Source organism: Alteromonas sp. MMG017 (assembly GCF_018100795.1).
Taxonomy (GTDB): domain Bacteria; phylum Pseudomonadota; class Gammaproteobacteria; order Enterobacterales; family Alteromonadaceae; genus Alteromonas.
The window spans coordinates 1-1,756 of sequence record NZ_JAGJDY010000026.1 but is presented as its reverse complement, the minus strand read 5'-3'; the positions used below and the strand labels follow the sequence as shown (position 1 = coordinate 1,756).

The window sequence follows — 1,756 nt, the reverse complement described above, 5'->3', positions numbered from 1 at the left end:
TTAATTTTTTCTGTAAAGGACTAATTTCAATAAAATCAATCAAGTGACTATTTGATAAACAAAATGACGAGCAATACGAAAAATTGCTCACTTTTTTGGCTAAAAAGCATGAGCCACAAATTTGTGGCTCACACTTTCGCACCTAAAAATAATTGTAAAGCGTCTACAGTCGAAACGTTTCCATGATTGCAGGTACGCCAGGGAACATGCCAATTAATGCCATTACCGTACATAGCACAATAAAAGTAATGCCGGGTATTAACCACCTACCCGCTTTGCCCAGTTCACCTGCACGCTCCTTACAACCAACTAACCCTAAGTTATCAAGAAGCATGGTGAACGACCAACCAAACACAGGGTTAACCAGCACTGATGAAATAACCACTAATGCTGCAGATTGTGTAGTTTTGCCTTCTCGTGTCATTTGCATGCCCGCTTCCATCAGCGGTAAAAATACACCTACTATCAGCGCAACACATAACACAGGCGGCCAAATCGCAAGATCCATTGGATAACCCCAAATGGCAGCAACCACACACAATAAGCCTGTTACTATCGCACCGCCTGGAATAGGTCTACGCGCAATTGAGGCTGGAATAATGTAAGTACCCCACGATGAAGCAATATTACCGCCACCCAGTAAACTGCCTACAGCCTGACGGCTAGATGCTGCAATCATGGTATCGTCAATATTCATGTGCGCTTTTTCACTGTTCTTCGGGTAACTCAATTTTTGGAAAACCTGATGCCCAAGAAAATCAGGAGACCACATAGACACCGCTAATACAGCAAATGGCAGTACCGCAATAAAATGAGACCAATCTGGTAACCCTAGTTGCCAACCTGTATTTTCACCCCACCAATAGGCTGGGTTTAAGTTTGGCATACCAGGCGAGGTGGTAAATTCAAATGGCGCGCCTAGCGTAAAAGCAATAACCGCCGCCATGACTGCACCTAAAGGAATAGCCAACCAACGCTTTTGAATATGCTCTAGCCATGCGTACATCAAAATAGTGGCAACAATAACCACAAAGGCTAAATAGGCCATGTCGAAACTTTCAGCCCACGCAAACAGCTTTTTTACTTGACCAGTTATACCTATAAAACCCAAATACAGTAAAAGACCGCCACAAACCCCATTACTGGTTAATTTGGCAAGTACACTACCGCCTTTGGTTATCCCTAATAAAAAACCAAAGAAGCCAATTAGTAGCCCAAGCGCCATAGGATGACCGCCTGACGCAACAATTAGCGGTACCAAAGGCAGTAAAGGGCCATGAGTTCCCGCTAAGTTTGCTGAAGGGTTGAAAAAACCTGATATCAACACAACAAAAAGTACCGCAGCAATGAGAAGCTCAAATCGAACGTTTTCTACTACGAATTCAGGTGATAACCCTAACGGCGCGGCAAACGCCCCAACAACCGCCGCAACCATTACAATTTTACCTATCGTTGCCGCCATACCTGGTACGCAGTCTTCCCACTCTACACGATAGTCTCTACCTGGAAGGTTGAGTCGCCAGCGCTTTGGCGCAATGATCTGTAACTCGTGGTTTAGATAATCTTCTCTTGATTGAAATGTACTGCTTGGTTTGTGAAGCTTTTGATAAGAATCGCTTTCTTGAGACACTTTACACCTTACGATTGCTGGAAGAACCGCAAGGCTATACCTGTTAATAGCGTGTAACAATGCGACTGTGGTCTTACACGCAAGCTGATATTGTATTTATTTTAAGCATAAAAAAACCCGCAACAG

1 protein-coding gene is annotated in these 1,756 nt (G+C 43.7%); it reads right to left on the bottom strand.

Going from position 1 to position 1,756, the window contains the following annotated elements:
- Positions 1 to 163: 163 nt before the first annotated feature.
- A complete protein-coding gene (locus J8L84_RS19990) occupies positions 164 to 1,630 on the bottom strand; it encodes a DUF3360 family protein (RefSeq protein WP_211072237.1) in 1,467 nt (488 codons plus the stop codon).
- Between the last annotated feature and the right edge of the window lie 126 nt (positions 1,631 to 1,756).